Origin of the sequence: Elizabethkingia argenteiflava (assembly GCF_009904105.1) — a bacterium.
Lineage (GTDB): Bacteria > Bacteroidota > Bacteroidia > Flavobacteriales > Weeksellaceae > Elizabethkingia > Elizabethkingia argenteiflava.
Map to the genome: position 1 here is coordinate 1 of NZ_JAAABJ010000442.1, position 365 is coordinate 365.

General features: G+C 31.8%; 1 pseudogene. It reads left to right on the top strand.

Features of this window, described 5'->3' with window-relative positions:
- Positions 1-130: 130 nt before the first annotated feature.
- Positions 131-365, top strand: a pseudogene (locus GNY06_RS14160) (MarC family protein); the annotation flags it as partial.

Consider the following 365-nt stretch of genomic DNA (forward strand, 5'->3'; position numbering starts at 1 on the left):
CTCCTTTGCAAGAGGAATCCATTATGCAACAGTTGTTTACGCAGATTTATGAGGTGTATATAAAAATTGAGGAATAAATGATTTTATTTCCTACTTTTGCACACTAATTATTTCTAAATGTATGTTTTAGATTTTTTCTATTAAAGAGGTTTTAACCTCATTTTTGGTGTTGTTTGCTGTGATTTATTTTATTGTATCTGTCCCTGTTGTGTTGGGCTTAAAGCATAATTTTGTTGAAATCGACGCTTAAAAAGCGACGGTGGTAGCCGGAGGCCTTATGATATCTTTCCTATTTATAGGAGATAATATATTAAAACTTATAGGAGTGGATATTAATTCATTTGCTATAGCGGGAGCATTTGTTA